The following is a 6,848-nucleotide window of genomic DNA, read 5'->3' on the forward strand; positions in this document are numbered from 1 at the left end:
TACTAAACTGAGATGATTTATCCGCTGTTGAAAATATCTATAAACGAAATCCCCATCTAATAATTCAATTCTACGTCTTATGCTTAACCACATAAACTTTCCTTTTTTCGTTATAGTAAACCCATAATAAAAGTTAAGTTTGCAGCTTAATATTTTTAACATGACGCATACTTTAGAAGATTTAAAATCGGGAGCCTTAATAGGAAGTAAACGCCTAAAATTAGCTTGTGGATTAACAACTTTTCCTGAAGAAATATTAGCATTAGCAGATACTTTAGAGGTTTTAGATTTATCAGACAATCAACTATCGTCTTTACCAGAAAGTATTGCGCAACTTAAACAGTTAAAAATTATATTTTTTGCACGTAATGCATTTACCGAATATCCTACCGTTTTAGGACACTGTCCAAATTTAAACATGATTGGGTTTAAATCTAATCAGATTCATACCGTTGCAGAACACAACTTTCCACCAAAATTAAATTGGCTGATTTTAACCGATAATAAAATTAATACTTTACCAAAAAGTTTAGGGCAATGTAACTTACTACAAAAATGTGCTTTAGCAGGAAACCATATTGAAGCTTTGCCCGTCGAGATGTCTAATTGCAAAAACTTAGAACTTTTAAGAATTTCTGCAAATCGCTTCACGTCTATTCCTGACTGGTTATTTGAATTACCAAAATTATCTTGGGTGGCTTTTGGCGGAAATCCATGTTCGCATCAGGCAAACATAAACACCGATATAGAATCGTATACTTGGAACGATTTTAATATAAATGAGCTCTTAGGCGAAGGGGCTTCTGGACTAATTTATAAAGCGAATTGGAAACTAAAACAAACCGATATCGCACTTAAAATTTTTAAAGGCGATGTAACTAGTGATGGATTACCAGACGATGAAATGGCTGTTTCTATAGCTGCTGGAGCTCACGATAGTTTAATTCCTGTGTTAGGAAAAATTAAAAATCATCCGGAATCTAAAAGCGGATTAATAATGAAGCTTATAGATCCGTCTTTTATTAATTTAGGAAACCCGCCAAGCATGCAATCTTGTACGCGAGATGTATTTAACGAAGGCGTGACTTTTAGTACTGCAAACTTACTAAATATAGCCAAACAAATGGCCTCTGTAAGTGCGCAATTACATAGTAAAGGCATTAATCATGGCGATTTATATGCACATAATATTCTGATTAATAATACTGCACAATGTCTATTAGGAGATTTTGGAGCGGCTACCTTTTATAACAAACAATCCCATAAAACACATAATATTGAACTTATAGAAGTGCGTGCTTTTGGATGTTTGTTAGAAGACATTTTAAATCTTGTTCCTGAAAACAGCATAGATAAGAGGTTGAAAGAAACATGGGAAAGTTTAATCTCAGATTGTTTCTATCCTCAGGTAAACGCTCGTCCTTTATTTTCTGAACTTATAAACACCTTAAATACGTTTTAAAATCTATAATAATCTAGCAAATTGCTGTTTTCTGATATAACTAAATTTGTGTTTTAGACCTTTCAAAATAAAACTGTAGTATTTAAATTTTTGGTCGCAATTAGAGTTTAAAACAGGTTATAGTCATTTAGATGTATATCGAGAAATTGATGGCAAAAAAGACGTTTTACCCTTTAATCCGAAACATAAAATTGTGAGTAATTTAGGCTATAAACCGCTTTCTAACTTGTTTAGATTAGACCTTAGTTTTCATTGGTATGGCGAGCAACGCTTACCAGATACTCAAAGTAATCCAGTAGCTTATCAGCGACCAGATTATTCTAAAGATTATGCCATTGTAAACACTCAATTTACCTACAATTTAAAATCTGTTGAATTGTATACGGGTTGCGAAAACATATTTAATTTTAGACAAGATCAGCCAATTATAAGTTAGGAAGATTCCTTCGGACCTTATTTTGATACCAGTTCGGATTGGGGGCCAACACGAGGGCGAGAATTCTATTTTGGAGTCCGCTATAAAATTCCGAGTATCTAAAAGAAACTTCACGTTAAAAAACCTTTTGTGTCAAATTCAAGTTAAAGCTATACTTAAATGTCTAAAAATTTAGTAATTTTCATATCTATAATAATTTAATTTAGACACAGTAAAGCACAGTGTATGTAAACGACAAGACATATACTGTGCTTTTTTAAACAATTTATACATGGGAGTATATCAATTTAAACGAGAACAATCTTTTAATCAACCTATAGAAACCCTTTGGGATTTTATTTCCAATCCGAAAAATCTTAAAACCATAACTCCTGATTATATGGGTTTTGATATTGTGTCTGAAGATTTACCCGATGCCATGTATGAAGGTATGATTATTCACTACAAAGTCTCCCCTGTTTTGGGTATAAAAACCACTTGGGTTACAGAGATTACACATGTTAAAGACCGACATTATTTTGTAGATGAGCAACGTGTTGGTCCGTATAATATTTGGCATCACCAGCATTTTTTAGAAGCGACACCAAACGGAACGTTAATGAAAGATATTGTGACATACCAACCACCTTTTGGCATTCTTGGAAATATTGCAAACGGTATAATGATTGAAAAGAAATTAGAAGAAATATTTGAATATCGACATGTTGTTTTAACCGAATTATTTGGTAAATAAGCAGTATCATTACAACCTATTTGATTAAAATTAGAATAATTTGCCCAGAGCGTAACACATGCCTTTAATACCAAAATCCAAATATCAAGCCCCGAGTTTAATCCATAAAAACCCACATTTTTCTACCATTTATGCAGCAAAAATCAAGCATGTATCGCCGCCCGATTATCTTTCAGAGAATTTAGAATTAAGTGATGGCGATTTCTTAAATGTAGATTATATCTTGAAAGACAGAAAAAAAGGCGTGATTTTATGTCATGGTTTAGAAGGCGATTCCAGACGCACCTACAACAATAGTTGTGCTAATTATTTTACGGAACGTCATTTTTCTGTGTTTGCTTGGAATAATAGAACCTGCGGCGGACACATGAATCGTTTACCAAAAATGTATCATCATGCCTCTATAGACGACTTAGATGCGGTGATTCAATTCGCCTTTACACAAGGCATAGAAACCCTATATCTTATTGGCTATTCTATGGGTGGCGCACAGGTTTTAAATTATTTAGGAAAACTTACACCGGATCCGCGTATTAAAGCAGCTGTAGCCGTATCTGCTCCTACACATATAAAAACATGTTCTAATGCTTTAAATGTAGGATTTAACAAAATCTATTTAAATAATTTTAAAAAAGAGATTGTAAATAAGTTGAAACAAAAAGTAGTTCAGTTTCCAGAACTCGCCAATACCGATAAAATAAACGTGCTCTATAGTTTTGATGAAATAGACGATTATTTTACAGCGCCAATGCATGGTTTTTTAGATAAAGAAGACTATTATAAGCGCGTATCTCCAGAATTCAGCTTAAAACATATAACCACTCCTGTTTTAATACTTAATGCTTTAAACGATCCGTTTTTAGGCGAACGTTGTTATCCTATTTCTCGATCTAAACACAGCAAATATGTATATTTAGAAACTCCTGAATATGGCGGACACTGTGCTTTTCCGTTAAAAGATTCTAAACATTCTTATGCAGAAGTTCGGGCTTTTGAGTTTTTTACTACAAAAGATAAAGCATCATTCTATTAATTCGGATTTTCATATTCATCTAAAATAGGGCTTCATAAATCACTCTAAACCCCACTTCTATTTTGATGGTGATGTAGTTATCTAAGCTTTATTTAATTTACAACTTTACTTTCCATTTTATTTTAATTGACAAAATAAAACATTAATTTACAATGTTTTACCAATTATTAAATCATATTAGAATGGCACTACCTAAAGTTATAATCTCGACAAAATTCTATAAAAATGCACATCGATTACTCATTAGATTCGGATATAATGACGTGCTAATACAGCGCGTAAAATTATTACCAAAAACACGTTGGAGTGTCTCGCTAAGATGCTGGTACATGGACTATGATAGCGATGCTTTAACATTAATTCATGACACTTTAGATGGTTATGCTATAATTAATGATAGTGCAGTAGATTTTAGTATTGTACACAGAACAAAACACATAAAACGCGTACGCCATATTTGTGAAGCCCACCGTACAATTTTAAAAGATTACAGGAATTACTTAAGGGGCAAACGGTATAGTGAAAGCACAGTTAATAGTTATCTCATTTTACTTGCCGATGTAATAGAATTTCATGATGGCAAACCTATAGAAGAATTAAATAATCGGGTTATAGAGCTATTTATAGAACAAGTTATGGCTCCTAAAAATTATGCTATAAGTACCCATAGGCAATTGGTAAGCGGCATTAAACATTTTAAGAATTTCTATCCTAATTGCCAGATTAATGAATTGAATTTATTTAGCCCTAAAAAAGACCGGTTATTACCTAATGTATTATCTCAATCTCAGATATTAGATCTAATAAGATGTACTGAGAACTTAAAACACCGAACTATAATAGCGCTTATTTATTCCTGTGGATTACGTATAGGCGAGCTTATAAATTTACAACGAAATGCAATAGATATTGATCGCAGACAATTAGTAGTTAAACAAGGAAAAGGTAGAAAAGACAGGTATATTATTTTAGCAGAATCTTGTGTGCCGTTATTACTTAACTATATATTTACTTACCAGCCTAAACAATACCTCTTTGAAGGCCAGAATTTACCACAATACAGAGCTGAAAGTATAAGAGCGTTTTTAAAACGCAGCTGTGCTAAAGCAAAAATCACAAAACGCGTAACACCACATACGTTACGCCACAGTTATGCCACACATTTGTTAGAACAAGGTATAGATATAAGATACATACAAGAATTGTTAGGCCACAGCCGACCAGAAACCACCATGATTTACACTCATGTCACTAAAAAGGATTTATTACATATAAAAAGCCCTTTGGATATTGCATTAAAGCAGATTACTACAAGCCACACAAACTCTAACGGATTATTAAGTCAGAATTTTTAAATAAAAACGGTCTCATTAATTTATAATCTGTAAATTTATAAAGACAATACAAACATTGGTTTATCCCGTGTATTTATATGATATACGTAACCATTGTTTAGTATATAACTAGTTACCTGCAAGCTAAACAAACTATGTTCCAAGATTCAACAACACTGAAAAACCGACATCTAAAATTCATAAAAACTGTATCCGAAACGGAATTAGTTTACGGTTTGAAAAGTGAAAATGGATTCGCCACATCTAATTCAACTCAAATTGAGGACAACGATGGAAATCCAATTGGAATGATATGCTTTTGGGCAGAAAAGGTAAGAGCTAAATCTTGTGCTAAAGACGAATGGAAAAAATATAAAGTGACTGAAATTTCACTTTCTGAATTTATGGAGAACTGGTGTATTGGAATGGCAAATGACGGACTATTAATCGGAACGCAGTTTGACCAGAACCTGTTTGGTTTTGAAACTGAACCATTGGAATTAATCATAGAATTGACAGCCGAATTAAAATCACTAGGAAAGGATTTGAATTTTAGAAAGTTTAATGGAATTGAAGACTTAAAAAACAAGTCAAAGAAGTAACTGAATGAAAAAAGTGGAACAAAAAATAGAAACACCTTTTAATGAAAAATTCTGTACTAAATTAGAATTCAGAGTTTGTAACGAATTGGAAAAATCAACTGACCCAGAATTAAAAGGATTTTGGTGTGATGGAATTTCGTGGCTTACAACTGAAAATCAGCTGACTAAAAAACACGTGAATGACAAACGAAAGATAGAAACTAAAGCGTGGATTGGAAAAACTGGACAAACAGAATTTAAGGCAATAATTAATTTCGGACAAAAAGCATTGAGCAAATATGCCAAAGAAATGGATTTGACAGAGTGCATTCCTGATTTGGAATCTCAAGCTGAATGGATTGAAATTGATATTGAGAATAAAACAATAAAAATAGAACTGAATTAAAAGCCAGCAGGTAACACCGTGTATAATTAATTGCTAGGTTCTCGCCTACTTACGAACATTCCTGCGGAATATTCTATCTGTGATTTATTTGCTAAATTAGTTGCTTAACCACGCAACTAACCATACACAATCACGTTGTACACAACCTAATGAAAATCGATAAGAAACAAAAAGACGAATTAGATTTAGCATTCAACGAATCTAAAATAAACTATGTCGGAATTGAATCTGATATAGTGGAAGTCTTGTTGAACTGTATTTCGATGAACTCAAATAATGAATTTCTTGATGATAACCGATTTAGAATACTTTTTGAGAAGTATGGACGAATTGCAGTAAGTTATCGAAAAGGAAGTTGGGATGATGAAAGTGCCGAAATTGAAAAAATAAAACCGAACGAGCTGAAATCAAAATTTCACGGACTTATTCTCGACTCAATGTATGGTTGGGAATTTATAAACCTTGACGAAAAGCAATTTAAAGATTGGTCGGACAAAATAAGTCTTGACGTAATTCAGAAATCTAATTGGTCAAGTATGAATACAATTGACCTTTTTGCCGAACAAATTGGTAAAGATGAAGTTACGATTGACATAAGAATTTGGTTTACCGATTTCAAAATTTTTGATTTTAAGAACAGAGAATTAACGAAAACAGAATTTGCGGAAAACGGACAAAGAGGATGGAATCAAATGTATAAAACAGGAATATCAACAACTGATAATAAAACGACAAAACTCTGAAAAAGGCAATGTACAACACCGTGTATAATTAATTGCTGTATTTCTGCCTACTTGCGAATATTCCTGCGGAATATTCACGGGTTCGTAAAAGTTTGCTAACTTAGTTGCTAAACCACGCAA

Annotated in this window: 8 protein-coding genes; all 8 read left to right on the forward strand. The window is 32.8% G+C overall.

Annotated elements, in window-relative coordinates:
* Positions 1-160 precede the first annotated feature (160 nt).
* The 8 genes from AST99_RS04580 (at position 161) to AST99_RS04615 (ending at position 6,728) form a co-directional block, all read left to right on the forward strand.
* Positions 161-1,462: a leucine-rich repeat-containing protein kinase family protein gene (locus tag AST99_RS04580; RefSeq protein ID WP_057779638.1), complete on the forward strand. Its 1,302-nt coding sequence runs from the start codon at positions 161-163 to the stop codon at positions 1,460-1,462.
* 193 nt (positions 1,463-1,655) lie between these two features.
* Positions 1,656-1,898, forward strand: coding sequence for a TonB-dependent receptor (locus AST99_RS04585; RefSeq protein WP_057779639.1), 243 nt, complete (start codon positions 1,656-1,658; stop codon positions 1,896-1,898).
* 271 nt (positions 1,899-2,169) lie between these two features.
* Positions 2,170-2,631 (forward strand): SRPBCC family protein, encoded by a 462-nt coding sequence (locus tag AST99_RS04590; RefSeq protein ID WP_057779642.1) that lies wholly within the window; start codon positions 2,170-2,172, stop codon positions 2,629-2,631.
* A 58-nt stretch (positions 2,632-2,689) separates the two neighbouring features.
* Positions 2,690-3,664 (forward strand): YheT family hydrolase, encoded by a 975-nt coding sequence (locus AST99_RS04595; RefSeq protein WP_057779644.1) that lies wholly within the window; start codon positions 2,690-2,692, stop codon positions 3,662-3,664.
* A gap of 182 nt (positions 3,665-3,846) precedes the next feature.
* Complete coding sequence (locus AST99_RS04600; protein ID WP_057779645.1) at positions 3,847-5,019, forward strand: tyrosine-type recombinase/integrase; 1,173 nt, start codon at positions 3,847-3,849, stop codon at positions 5,017-5,019.
* A gap of 134 nt (positions 5,020-5,153) precedes the next feature.
* Positions 5,154-5,600: a DUF2750 domain-containing protein gene (locus AST99_RS04605; protein WP_057779647.1), complete on the forward strand. Its 447-nt coding sequence runs from the start codon at positions 5,154-5,156 to the stop codon at positions 5,598-5,600.
* A gap of 4 nt (positions 5,601-5,604) precedes the next feature.
* Positions 5,605-5,985 (forward strand): hypothetical protein, encoded by a 381-nt coding sequence (locus AST99_RS04610; protein WP_057779649.1) that lies wholly within the window; start codon positions 5,605-5,607, stop codon positions 5,983-5,985.
* Positions 5,986-6,134: 149 nt separating this feature from the next.
* Positions 6,135-6,728: a hypothetical protein gene (locus AST99_RS04615; protein ID WP_057779651.1), complete on the forward strand. Its 594-nt coding sequence runs from the start codon at positions 6,135-6,137 to the stop codon at positions 6,726-6,728.
* Positions 6,729-6,848: the final 120 nt, after the last annotated feature.

This window comes from Formosa algae, assembly GCF_001439665.1.
Lineage (GTDB): Bacteria > Bacteroidota > Bacteroidia > Flavobacteriales > Flavobacteriaceae > Formosa > Formosa algae.

Bases quoted from the DNA above. Each gene is read 5' to 3' on its own strand.
- AST99_RS04580 (WP_057779638.1), top strand. From the start codon at position 161: ATGACGCATACTTTAGAAGATTTAAAATCGGGAGCCTTAATAGGAAGT.
- AST99_RS04590 (WP_057779642.1), top strand. From the start codon at position 2,170: ATGGGAGTATATCAATTTAAACGAGAACAATCTTTTAATCAACCTATA.
- AST99_RS04595 (WP_057779644.1), top strand. From the start codon at position 2,690: ATGCCTTTAATACCAAAATCCAAATATCAAGCCCCGAGTTTAATCCAT.
- AST99_RS04600 (WP_057779645.1), top strand. From the start codon at position 3,847: ATGGCACTACCTAAAGTTATAATCTCGACAAAATTCTATAAAAATGCA.
- AST99_RS04605 (WP_057779647.1), top strand. From the start codon at position 5,154: ATGTTCCAAGATTCAACAACACTGAAAAACCGACATCTAAAATTCATA.
- AST99_RS04610 (WP_057779649.1), top strand. From the start codon at position 5,605: ATGAAAAAAGTGGAACAAAAAATAGAAACACCTTTTAATGAAAAATTC.
- AST99_RS04615 (WP_057779651.1), top strand. From the start codon at position 6,135: ATGAAAATCGATAAGAAACAAAAAGACGAATTAGATTTAGCATTCAAC.